This is a genomic window from Sphingomonas sp. SFZ2018-12 (assembly GCF_022496715.1).
Classification (GTDB): Bacteria; Pseudomonadota; Alphaproteobacteria; order Sphingomonadales; family Sphingomonadaceae; genus Sphingomonas.
Genome location: NZ_WTFM01000006.1, coordinates 97,215 through 110,284, shown reverse-complemented (window position 1 = coordinate 110,284; position 13,070 = coordinate 97,215). Strand labels below are relative to the sequence as shown.

At 69.4% G+C, this 13,070-nt stretch carries 14 protein-coding genes; 13 read left to right on the top strand and 1 reads right to left on the bottom strand.

Going from position 1 to position 13,070, the window contains the following annotated elements; all coding sequences use genetic code 11:
* The first annotated feature begins 8 nt into the window (after positions 1 to 8).
* The 13 genes from GO308_RS16680 to GO308_RS16620 all read left to right on the top strand — a co-directional run bounded on the left by GO308_RS16680 (position 9) and on the right by GO308_RS16620 (position 11,700).
* Positions 9 to 221 carry a DUF350 domain-containing protein gene (locus GO308_RS16680; protein ID WP_066481555.1) on the top strand — a complete coding sequence of 71 codons (213 nt, stop codon included), beginning with the start codon at positions 9 to 11 and terminating at the stop codon, positions 219 to 221.
* Positions 214 to 1,746 carry a polyamine aminopropyltransferase gene (locus GO308_RS16675; RefSeq protein WP_240886243.1) on the top strand — a complete coding sequence of 511 codons (1,533 nt, stop codon included), beginning with the start codon at positions 214 to 216 and terminating at the stop codon, positions 1,744 to 1,746. Before GO308_RS16680 ends, GO308_RS16675 begins: the two co-directional genes overlap by 8 nt.
* Positions 1,736 to 3,337 (top strand): FAD-dependent oxidoreductase, encoded by a 1,602-nt coding sequence (locus GO308_RS16670; protein ID WP_240886242.1) that lies wholly within the window; start codon positions 1,736 to 1,738, stop codon positions 3,335 to 3,337. Before GO308_RS16675 ends, GO308_RS16670 begins: the two co-directional genes overlap by 11 nt.
* The gene (gene speD, locus GO308_RS16665; RefSeq protein WP_240886241.1) at positions 3,334 to 3,726 is read left to right on the top strand and encodes an adenosylmethionine decarboxylase; all 393 of its coding nucleotides are present in this window, start codon (positions 3,334 to 3,336) and stop codon (positions 3,724 to 3,726) included. The genes GO308_RS16670 and speD overlap by 4 nt, the downstream gene beginning before the upstream one ends.
* 137 nt (positions 3,727 to 3,863) lie before the next feature.
* Positions 3,864 to 4,454 (top strand): M35 family metallo-endopeptidase, encoded by a 591-nt coding sequence (locus tag GO308_RS16660; protein ID WP_197417214.1) that lies wholly within the window; start codon positions 3,864 to 3,866, stop codon positions 4,452 to 4,454.
* Between the two features lie 41 nt (positions 4,455 to 4,495).
* Positions 4,496 to 5,173 (top strand): HAD-IB family hydrolase, encoded by a 678-nt coding sequence (locus GO308_RS16655; RefSeq protein ID WP_240886240.1) that lies wholly within the window; start codon positions 4,496 to 4,498, stop codon positions 5,171 to 5,173.
* Positions 5,173 to 5,889, top strand: a complete 717-nt coding sequence (locus GO308_RS16650; protein ID WP_240886239.1) for a sugar phosphate nucleotidyltransferase — start codon at positions 5,173 to 5,175, stop codon at positions 5,887 to 5,889. Before GO308_RS16655 ends, GO308_RS16650 begins: the two co-directional genes overlap by 1 nt.
* Positions 5,876 to 7,018: a hypothetical protein gene (locus GO308_RS16645; RefSeq protein WP_240886238.1), complete on the top strand. Its 1,143-nt coding sequence runs from the start codon at positions 5,876 to 5,878 to the stop codon at positions 7,016 to 7,018. The genes GO308_RS16650 and GO308_RS16645 overlap by 14 nt, the downstream gene beginning before the upstream one ends.
* Before the next feature lie 51 nt (positions 7,019 to 7,069).
* Positions 7,070 to 8,197, top strand: a complete 1,128-nt coding sequence (locus tag GO308_RS16640; RefSeq protein WP_240886237.1) for a CDP-alcohol phosphatidyltransferase family protein — start codon at positions 7,070 to 7,072, stop codon at positions 8,195 to 8,197.
* Positions 8,198 to 8,239: 42 nt separating this feature from the next.
* Positions 8,240 to 8,731 (top strand): DUF2141 domain-containing protein, encoded by a 492-nt coding sequence (locus tag GO308_RS16635; protein WP_240886236.1) that lies wholly within the window; start codon positions 8,240 to 8,242, stop codon positions 8,729 to 8,731.
* Positions 8,732 to 8,978: 247 nt separating this feature from the next.
* Positions 8,979 to 10,019, top strand: coding sequence for a diacylglycerol kinase family protein (locus tag GO308_RS16630; RefSeq protein WP_240886252.1), 1,041 nt, complete (start codon positions 8,979 to 8,981; stop codon positions 10,017 to 10,019).
* On the top strand, positions 10,016 to 10,933 hold the full coding sequence (locus GO308_RS16625) for a hypothetical protein (protein ID WP_066481523.1): 918 nt from the start codon (positions 10,016 to 10,018) through the stop codon (positions 10,931 to 10,933). The genes GO308_RS16630 and GO308_RS16625 overlap by 4 nt, the downstream gene beginning before the upstream one ends.
* The gene (locus GO308_RS16620) at positions 10,930 to 11,700 is read left to right on the top strand and encodes an NTP transferase domain-containing protein (RefSeq protein WP_240886235.1); all 771 of its coding nucleotides are present in this window, start codon (positions 10,930 to 10,932) and stop codon (positions 11,698 to 11,700) included. The genes GO308_RS16625 and GO308_RS16620 overlap by 4 nt, the downstream gene beginning before the upstream one ends.
* Here GO308_RS16620 and GO308_RS16615 read toward each other — a convergent pair.
* Positions 11,673 to 13,001 carry a lipopolysaccharide biosynthesis protein gene (locus GO308_RS16615; protein ID WP_240886234.1) on the bottom strand — a complete coding sequence of 443 codons (1,329 nt, stop codon included), beginning with the start codon at positions 12,999 to 13,001 and terminating at the stop codon, positions 11,673 to 11,675. The two genes, GO308_RS16620 and GO308_RS16615, sit on opposite strands and share 28 nt — an antisense overlap.
* Positions 13,002 to 13,070: the final 69 nt, after the last annotated feature.

The following is a 13,070-nucleotide window of genomic DNA, read 5'->3' as shown; positions in this document are numbered from 1 at the left end:
GAATTCACATGGTCACGACACTCCCGGTGGTGCTCAACACCGTGCTCTATGCAGTGATCGGCATCGTCGTCTTCGTGGTCGGCTTCGTCATCCTCGACGTGCTGACGCCCGGCAAATTGTGGGACGAGATCGAGAAGAAGCAGAACAGCGCCGTGGCGATCTTTGCCGGCGCGGTTGCGATCGGCCTGTCGATCATCATCGCCGCCGCCATTCATGGCTGACGCCGATCCGGCCACGGCGGTCCGGCATGTCAGCGCGCCCGCCGGTGCGCTGCTCGTGTCGGCGTTCGTGGTCGCGACCTGCGGGCTGATCTACGAACTGCTGGCCAGCACCATCGCCAGCTACCTGCTGGGGGACAGCGTCACCCAGTTTTCGACCGTCATCGGCAGCTATCTGTTCGCGATGGGCATCGGCAGCTGGTGCTCGCGCTATGTCACGCGCGGCGAGTTGCGGCTGTTCGTGCGGGTCGAGCTGTTGATCGCGATGATCGGCGGCTGTTCGGCGGCGGCGCTGTTCATGCTGTTCCCGCTGACCGATCATTTCCGCATCGTGCTCTATGGCATCGTGCTGGCGATCGGCTTTCTGGTGGGGCTTGAGATCCCGCTGCTGATCCGCATCCTGCGCGACTTCGACTTTCGCGAGACGGTGTCGAGCGTGCTGACCTTCGACTATGTCGGCGCGCTCGCGGCATCGATCCTGTTCCCGCTGGTGCTGATGCCGCAGCTGGGGATGATCCGCACCGGCTTCCTGTTCGGCTTCGCCAATGCGGCGGTGGCGCTCGCGCTCCTGCTATGGCTGCCGCGCGCGGCGCGGATGACGATGGAGAAGGTGACGGCGGTCGCGATCCTGGTCGCCCTCGCCGCCGGCTTCGTCGCGGCCGAGCGGCTGCAGCGCATCGGCGAAGTCGCCGGCTATGGCGAACCGGTGATCTATGCCAGGTCGAGCCGCTATCAGCGCATCGTGCTGACCCAGTCGGACGACGATCTGCGCCTCTACCTCAACGGCAACCTGCAATTCGCCGCGCGCGACGAATATCGCTATCACGAAGCCCTCGTGCATCCCGCGCTCGGCCGGGTCGCTCATCCGCGCGAGGTGCTGATCCTGGGCGGCGGCGACGGGCTGGCTGCGCGCGAAGTGTTCCGCCATCCCAGCGTCGAGCGCGTGACGCTGGTCGATCTGGACGGGGCGGTCACCGGCCTGTTCCGCAACACCGCCGCGCTCGCGCGCCTCAATCGGGGATCGCTGTCCGACCCGCGGCTGACCATCGTCAACACCGACGCGTTCCTGTGGGCACGCAGCGCGCGCGGGCGCTATGACGCGATCATCGTCGACCTGCCTGACCCGGTCGATTATTCGATCGGCAAGCTTTACACCCAGAGCTTCTATGCCGAGCTGCGTCGCCTGCTCGCGCCCGGCGGAATGATGGTCGTACAGAGCACGTCGCCGCTGATCGCCCCCGCAGCCTATTGGACCGTCGCGACCACGCTGGAAGCCGCCGGTTTCGCGACGCGTGGCTATCATGCCTATGTGCCGAGTTTCGGCGAATGGGGCTTTATCCTCGCCGCCGGCCGCCCCATTCCCGGGCGCGCGCAGTTTCCCGCCGGCCGCTTCCTGACCCCCGCGACCGAGCGGCTGCTGTTCGATTTTCCGCCCGACATGGCGCGGCGGCCGACGCTGGTGAACCGGCTCGACAACCAGGTGCTGGTGCGCGAGTTCGATCGCGCGTGGAGCCGTTATGAAGGTTGATCGGCGCGTGGTGCTGGGGCTGGGTGGCGCGGCGATCGCCAGTGCCGGTGCCACCGCCGCGCTGATGCCCCCGCCCCCGCCGCCCGGCGCGTTGCGTGGTGCCGATCTCGGCCGCGGTCATTTGTTGCGCCGGGGCAATTTCCCGAAGCCCAGCCGCACCGAACGGATCGGCGTCGCGATCATCGGCGGCGGCGTCGCCGGCCTGACGGCGGGCTGGACGCTCGCGGAGGCGGGCTGTGACGACTTCCGGCTGTTCGAGCTGGAGGACGCGGTCGGCGGCAACGCGCGTTCCGGGCGCAACGCCGTCACCGCCTACCCGCTCGGCGCGCATTATTTGCCGCTCGCCAATCGCGAGGCGGTGGCATTGCGCCATTTCCTGACGCGTTCGGGGATCATCACGGGCGAGCGTGACGGCCTGCCCGTCTATGATCCCGCCCACCTGTGTGCCGACCTTCAGGAGCGGTTGTTCTGGCGTGGCCGCTGGCAGGAAGGGCTGGTGCCGCGCATCGGGCTCGGCGATCGGGACAGGGACGATCTGGCGCGCTTTGCGGCGCGGATGACTGACTATTCCGCGATGACGGGACGCGACGGCCGCCCTGCCTTTGCGGTGCCGATCGCCTACAGCTCGGCCGATCCCGACCTGCGCGCGCTCGACCGCCTGACCTTCACCGACTGGCTGGCGGCGCAGGGCTTTGCGTCGCAGGTACTGCGCGCGCATGTCCGCTATGCGATGCGCGACGATTACGGGACCGAGCCCGATCACGTCTCCGCCTGGGCCGGCATTCACTATTTCGCCGGCCGCCGCGCCTTTGCCGCCGACGACGCCGGCGACAATGTGCTGACCTGGCCCGAGGGGAACCATCGCCTGGTCCGGGCGCTGGCCCAGCCGATCGGCGACCGCATCACCGCCGGCGTGGTCGCGCACCGCGTCGAGCGCACGGGCCGCGGAGTCAGCGTCGATGTCTACGACCCGGCGACCGACATCACGACGCGCGTCGAGGCGGCGACGGTCATCCTTGCCGTGCCGATGTTCGTCGCCGCGCGGCTTTGCCCCGAAATCGGCGACGTCCGGCAGGCGAGCTACGCGCCGTGGCTGGTCGCCAATGTGACCGTCGACCGGCTGCCCGGCGGGGAGGGTGTGCCGATCGCCTGGGACAATGTGTCGACCACCAGCGACTCGCTCGGCTATGTCGTCGCGACGCATCAATCGCGCTCGGCGGGCGGGCCCAGCGTGCTCACCTGGTACCTGCCGCTGTCGACCCAGTCGCCCGCCAATGCCCGCCGGCTGCTGATCGAACGGCCCGCCGACGACTGGAAGCGCATCGTCCGCGACGACCTGCTGGCGATGCACCCGGAGCTGGCGCCCGACATCCGCGCGATCGAGCTGTGGCGCTGGGGCCATGCGATGGTACGGCCGGTGCCGGGCTATATCTGGACGACGGCGCCGGGCTTCCGCGTCGATCCGCCGCTCTACCTCGCCCATGCCGACCTGAGCGGCGCATCGCTGTTCGAGGAGGCGCATTATCACGGCACCCGTGCCGCCGAGCAGGTGATGGCGCAGCTGGGCCATCCGCACGTGGCGCTGGCATGAGCGTTGTCGCGCCCCCGCCCTATGACGGTCGCCACGTGCTGCTCGACCTTGATGGCTGCAGCGGGCTCGACGACGCGGCGCGGATCGAGACGGCGCTGCGCGACGCCACGGCGGCCGCCGGCGCGACATTGGTCGACCTGCGGCTGCATCATTTCGGGCCCGGGCACGGCGTCACCGGCGTCGCGCTGCTTGCTGAATCGCACATCTCGATCCACAGCTGGCCGGAGCATGGCCATGCGGCGGTGGACATCTTCGTCTGCGGGCACCGCTGCGATGCCGAGGCCGCCGCACGGGTCATTGCGGCCGCGCTCGATGCAACGCATCTGCGCCAGCGCATCATTGCGCGAGGTTACGGCCTCGCAACCGCGCCGCTCGACACATCCGGTTGAACGCCGGAGCGCCGCGTCGAGCGGATCCGGGCCGGCCGCGCGCGGTGATCGTGCGGTCGCGTTGACCCCGGTCCCGGCACCCACCTACGCTACCGGCCAGCGGCTCATCCGAGTCGCCAGCCGGGGGGATGGAAATCATGACGATCGTGTTCGGTGGCCTTGCGCCAAGCGACCAGACGACGGTGACGCAGGTCTGGGGCGAGTTGATGGAGACGCTGGACAAGCAGAAGAACCTGCAGCAGCACATCGATCGGTGGTTCGGCACCGCCTGCGCGGCGGCGTTTCGTACCGCGATGCCGCGGGTCCTTCGCAAGTTCCGGTCGTGCATGAACCTGTGCACGGTCACGATCACCTGTTCACCGCTCGACGAGCGCGACATCGATACTTTCGGTGCGGCCTATCACAACAACGGCGCAGGCGGCTTTGCACCGATCATCAATTTCGACCCGGCGACGCAGCCCCAGCTGACGCTTGAGCTCGACGGGCGATGGAATATCGGGGTCGCGCTGCACAAGACGCTGACCGACCGCGACAGCGCGTTTCAGACGATCGCGCACGAACTGAGCCATTTGCTGCTCGGCACGCGCGACGAACGCTGGAATCCGCCGGCGGACAAGCCGCGCTGCTATGGCGAAACCAAATGCACCCAACTCGCAACCAACAACGACGTCCGCGCGCTGACCAATGCGGACAACTGGGGCTATTTCCTCGAAGACCTGAAGGGCTGATCGCACTGGATCACCGGCAGCGTCGCGCGTAAGGGCGCGCGATGCACCGGCTTGCCATCTATGATCTGGACCGCACGATCACGCGGATACCGACCTGGACTCCGTTCCTGATCCACACCGCGCGGGCGCGGGCGCCGTGGCGACTGGCGCTGATGCCGTTGGGCATGGTGCTGGCGGCGGGGTATCTGCTCCGCCTGATGTCGCGCGGCCGGCTTAAGGAACGGATGCACCGGCTGATGCTGGGCACCCGGCTGGCACCCGCCACGATTGACGATATCGCGCGCGACTTCGCCGGCTGGATGGTGCCGGGCCGCATCCACCCGCGCGCCGTCCAGCGCATCGAGGCGGATCGTCGCGCCGGCTATCGGATCGTGATCGCGACGGCGTCCTATCGCTTCTATGTCGAGGCGCTGGCGCGCCGGCTCGGTATCGTCGACGTCATCGGCACCGAAGCCGTGGTGGATGCAAGCGGCGCGATCCTGCCGAAAATCCGCGGTGCCAATTGTTATGGCGAGGCAAAGCTCGCGATGGTCGAGGCGTGGCTGGCCGGTGAAGGCATCGCGCGCGACGCGGCGCATATCCGCTTTTATTCCGACCATGTTTCCGATGCGCCGACGCTGGCCTGGGCGGACGAGGCCTATGCGGTCAACGCGCACCCGCCCCTCGCCGCGCTGGCGACCGCGCGGGGCTGGCCGCAGCTCGACTGGCAGGCGCGGTGATGCGCGGCATCCTGTTGAGCGCGGGCAGCGGCTCGCGACTGCTGCCGCTGACCGAACGCGTGCCCAAATGCCTGGTCGAACTGGGCGGGCGCGCGATCATCGACCTCCAGCTTGCCGCGCTGGCGCAGGCCGGGGTGCGCGAGGCGGTCGTCATCGGCGGTTATCGCCACGAGCAACTGGCCGCGCATCTTGCCGCATCGCCGCCGCCGCTGGCGGTCGAGCTGCGCCACAATCCGTTCTGGGCGGTGGCGAGCAGCATCGGCAGCGTCTGGGCCGCGCGCGACCTGGTCGACCGCCCGTTCTGCCTGATGAACGGTGACACGGTGTTCGATGCCGACGTCATCGCCGACGCGATTGCCCGCGCGGCGGGCATCGACCTGCTCGTCGAACCGATCGCCGCGCCCGAGCTGGACGACATGCTCGTCACTGCGGCCGGCGGGCGGGTGCGCGCGGTGGCCAAGACGCTGGCGCCGCAGGCCGCGACGCACCGCTCGCTGGGCGTCCTTATCGCTCCCGCACCCGGCCGGCATTATGCCGATGCGCTTGATTCAGTGATTTGCGCGCCCGGCGGCACCGGGGCCTTTCACCACGCAATCGTCGACCGGCTGGCGCGCGACGACCGGGTCGGCGCGATCGAGCGGGCAGCGGGATGCTGGCAGGAAATCGACCGGCCTGAGGATATTGCGCGCTGGGATGCAGGCCATGGCTGCACCTGACGCACGGACGCGCCGCCCGATCGCGTTCCTGTTCCTGGGCGAAACGCTGCTGATCCCGCATCTGTGGCCGATCGTCGAGGCGGTGATCGCGCAGGCACCGGGCCAGCCGATCGAGCTATGGGTCGCGACCTCGGTACACGAGGCGCTGCTGGGCGAATGGCTGGCCGCGCTCGACGCGCCCGGCGTGCGGATTCGCCGTGCCCCCGGCTTTCGCCGGCTCGGCCCCGATCACGCCGATGGCCGCAATCCGCCGCTACCGCCGAAGCTGCCGCTTCTCGCGCGCCTCGCCCCGCTTCTCGCGCGGCGACCCGTGGTGGTCAGCGCCGAGCAGACCAGCCTGTGGCTGCCGACACTGCTTCCGATGCGCACGCGCTTCGTCAACCAGCTCCACGGCGCGGGGTCGATGATGAACCGCGACGATCGCCGTCGCCGCGCACCGTGGCTGACCCTGGTCGCCGCCGAGCGGGAGCGCGACGCGCTGGCCGCGCACGGCGTCGACCCGGCCCGCATCCGCGTGACCGGTTATGTCAAGGCGAGCTTTCGTCAGCGCCGCGGCGCTGGCCTCACCTTTGGCACGCGGCGACCGACGATCCTCTACACCCCGCACTGGCAGAAGCATCGATCGTCCTGGTGGCGCTGGGGCCCCCGGACGATCGACGCGATCCTGGCGGACGGGCGCTACAACCTGATCTTCGCGCCGCACCAGCGCCTGGTCGAGAAGGTGCCCGAGCTGCACGCGCTTGCCGACCAGCTGCGCGGGCGCGACGACGTCCACGTCGATCTCGGCAGCTTCGCGACGGTCGACGGCAGCTATACCGCCGCCGCCGACATCTACCTCGGCGACACGTCGAGCCAGGTCGTCGAGTTTCTGATGCAGCCACGCCCCTGCGTCTTCCTGAACGCGCTGGCCGCCGAATGGCGGGGCGACGCGAGCTATGCGATGTGGGCAGCGGGCGAGGTGGTCGACGATCCCGCCGAGCTGATCGCCGCGATCGACCGCGCCGGCGCGCGCCATGGGGAATATGTTGACGCGCAGCGCCGCTTCGCCGCCGAATCGCTCGGCACGCTCGACGGACAGGCCCCCCGACGCGCGGCACAGGCGGTGATGGCGGCGTTGCACACGGGCTGACCGCCCGCCCCCCCCCTCGCTTTTTGCGGATATTTGGCTATCGGCACGCAGATGACGACAGCGCAATCCGTGGCAGCGAAGCCCGTCGCCGTGCCGGTCGGCGCCAATCCGACCCTGATCTGGGGCATGACCGCCCAAGAACGCTGGCGACGGATCGCCGTGGCACAGGGCCTGGCGGGCGATCCCGCGACGGCCGACCGGGTGATGCTCGCCAATCTCGACTTTGCCTTCGACCCGGCATGGTCGGCGCACCTCGCCGCCCGCCCTGCCACGGTGCTGACCCGCGACGGCGTGCCGGTCCTCGCGCATGTCGACGCCGGCGCAATGGCGCAGTCGGTGGAGCAGGCGATGCGCACCGGCGCAGCGCTGCCCGACGGGTTGCACCGGATCGAGGCGGACGCCGAGCAGGGCATCCTCAACGAGGCGCTGCGCAAGCGCGAGCGCCCTTTCGCCGAACGGCTGACCCCGGCCAATGTCCCGATGATCGAGCGTGCCAGCTATGTCGGGGCGTACAAGGGCGTGACCGACCTGCTGACCAAATATCTGTGGCCCGAATGGGCGTTTGTGCTCACCCGCATCGCCGCGCGGATCGGCATGACCCCCAATCAAGTGACCGCGATCGGCAGCGTGCTGTGCATCGTCGCCACCATCGCCTTCTGGTACGGCTGGTTCTGGACGGGGCTGGCCACCGGCCTCGTCTTCATGGTGCTCGACACCGTCGACGGCAAACTCGCGCGCTGCACGATCACGTCATCGGCGCTCGGCAACGCGTGGGACCATGGGGTGGACCTGGTCCACCCGCCCTTCTGGTGGTGGGCCTGGGCGACGGGATGCGCGGCCTATGGCCGGCCGCTCGACGATGCAACCTTCTGGGCGGTGATGGCGGCGATGCTGGTCGGATATGTCGCCCAGCGGCTGATCGAGGGCGCGTTCATCGTGCGTTTCGGCATGCACATCCATGTATGGCAACGATTCGACAGCCAGTTCCGACTGGTCACCGCCCGGCGCAATCCCAATATGGTGTTGCTGCTGGCCGGACTGGCGATTGGTCGTCCCGACTGGGGGATCATCGCGGTGGCCGCGTGGACGCTGTTGTCGCTGATCGTCCACCTGGTCCGGCTGGGGCAGGCGATGGCGCGGCGCGCGCGCGGCGAGCCGGTGACAAGCTGGCTTGCATGACGCGCACACGAAAGAATGCGTGAGGGAACACGACGGATGGGCATGAACAGATCACAGGCGGGGCTGGCGGCGGCGCTGGCCGGGATCGCGATTGCAACGGCGGCGACGGGGACCCCGCCGGCCGCGGCGCAACCGCAGGGCTGCATCGGCGATCCCGGCCCCGGGCTCGCCAAGCTGACGCTTTCGGCGCGCAACATCCGCAGCTCGAAGGGAGAAGTCGCCTTCACGCTCTATCCCGACGATCGATCGAGGTTCCTGGCAAAGGGCGCCAAGCTCGCCCGCGCCCGTGTGCCCGCGCGCGCCGGCACGACCGAGGCCTGTTTCTGGCTCAAGCCGGCGGGCTATGCCGTCGCCATCTACCACGATGAAAATGGCGACCGTAAGTTCAACCGCACCCTGTTTTCGGTCAAGGAAGGCTTCGGCTTTTCGAACAACCCGCCGACGACCATGGGCGTGCCGGCGTTCAAGTCGGCCCGCTTCGTCGTCCCGGGCAATGGCACGACGGTACAGATCAGCACGCGTTACCCCGGCTGATCTGACGCGCCCGATTCGACGGCCGGGCGATCCGGCGTCGCCATTCTAAAGGCGCATATCCAGCCCTGCATCGCAGGAAATTGTCCTTCGATCGTCATAAAAAGCGCAGGGACTAGTAATCTTTGCGTCACAATCTAAATTAGCCAGTCCGGGGGACGCCAGCTTCGGCCGAAGGCGTATTCCGACCTGTGACGCTGTAATGCCGCGATGTTACAGCGATGCTGCAAGGATAGAGTTTTTGGGCGAGGTGTTCAGTTTCCATCCCACCGATGCGCTTGCCGGATACGGGCCGCTCGCGCGCCGGTCGGTCGATGAACGGGCGACGCCCCGCCCCGGCGATATCCCGCCGCGGTCGCCGGCAGCAGGTGCCGCGCCGCGCGTCGCGTTGATCAGCAATCCCAAGAGCCATCGTAACCGCAACCGTATCCGCGACGAGCTCGCCAACCGCCCGGACCTGTTGTTCCGGGCGCCGCAGAGCCGCACCGAGCTGGCCGACACGCTGGCCGAACTCGCGGCGCAGTCGGTCGATCTGCTGATCGTCGATGGCGGCGATGGCACGATCCGCGACGTGATGAGCGCCGCCGTCGACATTTTCGGCGAACGGATGCCGCGCATCGCGCTGCTGCCGTCGGGCAAGACAAACGCGCTCGCCCTCGATCTCGGCGTGCCGCTCGACTGGGGCATCGACGCGATCATCACTGCGGCACAACGCAGCCAATTCGTCGCGCGCACCCCGGTGGAGGTTCGTCGCGCGGATCGGGATGCGCCGGTGCTGCGCGGTTTTCTGCTGGGTGCGGGCGCGTTCGTCCGTGCGACGTCGCTTGCCCAGCATACCCATCGGCTGGGGGCTTTCAACGGACTTGCCGTGGGGCTGTCGCTCATCCTGGCGATCGGCCAGACACTGCTCGGATCCGCCCGCAACCCCTGGCGGCGGGGCGAAATGATGCGCGTGTGCGCCGGCAATCGCGGCGCGCTCAGGATGCCCTTCTATCTGGTCTTCGCCTCGACGCTTCAGGCGCTGCCGCTCGGCCTCAAGCCGTTCGGGCGCGTTCGCTCGGGGTTGAAGCTACTGACCGTCGCCGCGCCGCCGCGCTGGTTGCTTGCCGGCGTTCCGGCGCTGCTGACGGGATCGGAAGCGCAATGGCTGGACGATGCCGGCTATCGTCGCGTCGATGCGGACCGGATCGAATTGACGACCGAGGACGGCTTCATCCTCGACGGCGAGAAATATGCCGGTGGCGATGTCGTGATCGGGCGGGGCGCGCCGATCTGGTTCGTGGTGCCGTGACCGGCCTGTCCGATTTCGTGCGCGACCGACTGCATGCGCCGGTCGATCCGCTGATCGGCGCGGCGGCGCGCGTCATCGCGCGGCGCATGAACGGCGTGGCGGTCCTGTTCTATGGGTCGGTCCTGCGTACCGGCGACATCGACGGCGTGCTCGACTTCTATGTCCTGACCGGCGAATCGGCGGCATCGCCGGGCCTCCAGCGCCTCGGCTCGCGGCTGCTGTGGCCCGATGTCAGCTACCATGAGGTGACGCTGGGCGACCGCGTGATCCGCGCCAAGGTGGCGACGATGCCGCTCGCCATTTTCGCCCAGGCGGCGGACGGGCGGATGCTCGACACGACGATCTGGGCGCGCTTCGTCCAGCCGTCGGCATTGATCTGGTCGGTTGACACTGGCGTCGCCGACCGGGTCGCCGCAGCCGTCGCGGCGGCGGCGCGTACCGCCGCGCGCTATGCCGCGGTGCTCGGCCCGATCCACGGCACGACCCGCGATTACTGGCAGGCGCTGTTCCGCGAGACCTATCAGACCGAGCTGCGCGTCGAAAAGCCGGGGCGCGAGGACCAGATCCTCGGCTTTGCCCCCGATCATTTCGACCGGCTGCTGACGCTCGCGTGGGAAGCGGATGGCCTCCCCTATCACCGCGACGGCGCGCGGCTGGTTCCGCGCGTGCCCGAGGCCGAGGCGCGCGCCCTGGTCGAGCAATGGTATGACCGCCGTCGCGCCGGCAAGCCACTCAACGCCGCGCGGCTGATCAAGGCCGCCTTCACCTTTGAGGGCGCCGCGCGCTATGCGCTGTGGAAAATCCAGCGGCACACCGGCATATTCATGCCGGTCACGCCGTTTCGCGAACGTCATCCGATCCTGGCCGCGCCGGGGATCCTGTGGCGGGTCTGGCTGACCACCGCGTTCCGATGAGCTTCAACGCATTGGTGCTGGCCGGATCGCGCGGGACCGCCGATCCGGTGGCGGTCCATGCCGGTGTTTCCGACAAGGCGATGATCGAAATCGACGGCCGCACGATGCTGGCGCGCGTCGCCGATGCGCTCGGGGCGGCGGGCGCGGCGCGCATCATCGCGTCGGTGTCGAGCGATGCGGTTGCCGATCACGCCCGGTCGATCGGCATCGAGGTGCGGCGCGCGGCACCGGGGCCGAGCCGCAGCGTCGCCGAGGCATTGGATGCGATCGGCACGCCGCTGCTGGTCACGACCGCCGACCACGCCCTGCTCCGTCCCGAATGGGTCACCGATTTCCTGGCCGACGCGCCCGCCGACGCCGATGTCGCGGTCCTGCTGGCGCGGCGGGAGACGATCGACGCCGACGTGCCCGGCACGACGCGCACCTATCTGCGCTTTGCCGATGGCGACTGGTCGGGATGCAACCTGTTCCACTTCGCCAGCCCCCGCGCGGTCGCGGCGACCCGCCTGTGGCAACAGGTCGAGGCCGATCGCAAGCGCCCGTGGCGCATCGTCCGCCGGCTCGGGCCCGGATTGCTGCTCCGCTACCTGATCCGGCGGCTGACGCTGGGCGAGGCGGTCGCGCATCTCGGCCGGGTGGCAGGCATCGAGGCGGCAATCGTCGCGGCGCGCGCGGGCGCGGCGGCGGTGGATGTCGACAAGCCCGCTGACCTGGCGCTGGTCCGCCGGCTGATCGCGGATCAGTCCGACCGCGCGCCTGTCGCATAGCCGCGCAGCGCCAGGCCGAGCAGCAGCGCGGCGACCACCGATCCGGCCAACACACCGATACTCGCCCCCAACGCCCCCGCGCGCGGCAGCAGGGCGAAGGTCAGGCCAAGCTGAACGATCACCGCGACCATGCGGGCCGCCAGCGCCAGTCCCGCGCGATGCACCGCCATCAGCACTGGCTCGAACCCCACGACCGCGAGGTCGACGCACCCCGCTGCCGCCAACCAGAGCAGCAACACATAGGCGCCGGCATATTCCGGCCCGCCGACCAGGACGAGCACCGGCCGCCCCGCCAGCGCGACGATCGCGAGGATCGCGACCGCTGCGATCGACGATGCCGCGAACACGCGGCCCAGCATCGCCGACAGCCGAGCGGGATCGGCGGCACGTGCAATCCGCACGACTTCGGGAAAGGCGGCGCGCGCGATCAGCTGGGACAATTTGGCGAGCGCGTTGGCCAGCTGTACCGCCAGCCGAAACGCGCCTGCCGCGGCCGGGCCGACATAGCCGCCGACCAGCAGCAGCGGCAGCTGCTTGGCTGACAGGCCCAGCGTCGCGTTGAGGTTGGTGCTGGCAACGAAGCGCAGCAGCCCCGGATTTTCCGCCGCCAGCCGTCCGGTCGGCGGCGGGCGGCGGAACAGCGCAAGGTCGCCGGTACGCGCCAGGATCCGCCAATAGGCCGCGGCCGTCGCCAGCTCGGCGAGTGCCCAGGCGATCAGGAAGCCGGTCACCGTCGGCATCGCGATTGCCGCCGCCAGCGCACCCGCAAAGCGCACCGCCGGCGTCACGCTGTCGGCCAGCGCCGACAGTGCAAAGCGGTCCTTCAGCCGCAGCAGGCCGAGCGGGGTGGCACGGATCGTCACCAGCTGCACCAACGTGAAGGCGATCGTCGCCCCGGCCAACTCGGGCGTGATGCCCATGCGCGGGCCGAACGCCGCGACGATGCCGATCGCCACCGCCGCGCCCACTCCCGCGCTCAGGATGTCGAGCCCCAGACAGGCGCGCATCAGCCGAGCGAGCGCGGGCCGGTCTTCGCGGGCGAGATGGTCGACGCCATAGCGCACGATCACCTGCCATGTCTGGAAGCCGACCAGCACCGCGATCGTCTGGCCCGCCCCGACGATCAGCGCGAAACGCCCGAAGTCCGCGATGCCCAGCGTGCGTGCCGCCACCGCCAGATAGACGAGCGACAGCACCGCCAGCACGCCGCGGCTGGCGAGCAGCCAGCCGAGATTGCGCGCGACCGCGCGCGCGGCGGATGCCAGCGGCGCATCGGGGGCGGAGGGCGGCGGCGGGGCCATGATCGCCCCCGCCTATCCGCGCCGCCGGTTGCGGACAAGGGTCGCGGCGGGGTCCTTGAGCTGCGGCAC

Excerpts from the sequence above, each read along its gene's own strand:
- GO308_RS16680 (WP_066481555.1), top strand. The coding sequence starts at position 9 with ATGGTCACGACACTCCCGGTGGTGCTCAACACCGTGCTCTATGCAGTG.
- GO308_RS16675 (WP_240886243.1), top strand. The coding sequence starts at position 214 with ATGGCTGACGCCGATCCGGCCACGGCGGTCCGGCATGTCAGCGCGCCC.
- GO308_RS16670 (WP_240886242.1), top strand. The coding sequence starts at position 1,736 with ATGAAGGTTGATCGGCGCGTGGTGCTGGGGCTGGGTGGCGCGGCGATC.
- speD (WP_240886241.1), top strand. The coding sequence starts at position 3,334 with ATGAGCGTTGTCGCGCCCCCGCCCTATGACGGTCGCCACGTGCTGCTC.
- GO308_RS16660 (WP_197417214.1), top strand. The coding sequence starts at position 3,864 with ATGACGATCGTGTTCGGTGGCCTTGCGCCAAGCGACCAGACGACGGTG.
- GO308_RS16655 (WP_240886240.1), top strand. The coding sequence starts at position 4,496 with ATGCACCGGCTTGCCATCTATGATCTGGACCGCACGATCACGCGGATA.
- GO308_RS16650 (WP_240886239.1), top strand. The coding sequence starts at position 5,173 with ATGCGCGGCATCCTGTTGAGCGCGGGCAGCGGCTCGCGACTGCTGCCG.
- GO308_RS16645 (WP_240886238.1), top strand. The coding sequence starts at position 5,876 with ATGGCTGCACCTGACGCACGGACGCGCCGCCCGATCGCGTTCCTGTTC.
- GO308_RS16640 (WP_240886237.1), top strand. The coding sequence starts at position 7,070 with ATGACGACAGCGCAATCCGTGGCAGCGAAGCCCGTCGCCGTGCCGGTC.
- GO308_RS16635 (WP_240886236.1), top strand. The coding sequence starts at position 8,240 with ATGAACAGATCACAGGCGGGGCTGGCGGCGGCGCTGGCCGGGATCGCG.
- GO308_RS16620 (WP_240886235.1), top strand. The coding sequence starts at position 10,930 with ATGAGCTTCAACGCATTGGTGCTGGCCGGATCGCGCGGGACCGCCGAT.
- GO308_RS16615 (WP_240886234.1), bottom strand. The coding sequence starts at position 13,001 with ATGGCCCCGCCGCCGCCCTCCGCCCCCGATGCGCCGCTGGCATCCGCC.